Below are 273 nucleotides of genomic sequence, written 5' to 3'. Positions count from 1 at the left end.
GGCGCACCTGACGCGCGAGTGGCAGGAGTTCGCCGGGTGCACGCCGACGACGTGGCTGCGGGAGGAGTTCCCATTCGTTCAAGACCTCGCCGACCGCCAGCCGGTTCACTCGAAGCATGAGCACTGAACAGAACAATGACGTAGCGAAGATCAAGTACTGGCAGACGATGGCGTTCCAGGACGCCGAGGCGATGATGACGTGGCTGAGCGCGATCGGCTTCGTCGAGCACTCCACCTATCGCGAGAACGGCATCGTGGTCCACGCGGAATGGC

1 protein-coding gene is annotated in these 273 nt (G+C 63.0%); it reads left to right on the top strand.

The genetic code is table 11. The features are described 5' to 3' along the window. Positions 1–116 precede the first annotated feature (116 nt). Positions 117–273 (top strand): hypothetical protein (locus ACFVJS_RS26335; protein ID WP_378886517.1); only part of this gene is annotated, 157 nt, incomplete at its 3' end.

It is taken from the genome of Nocardioides sp. NPDC057772 (genome assembly GCF_042798075.1).
Lineage (GTDB): Bacteria > Actinomycetota > Actinomycetes > Propionibacteriales > Nocardioidaceae > Nocardioides.
Note: the sequence above shows the minus strand (reverse complement) of the source record. Positions and strands in the feature narration are given on the sequence as shown.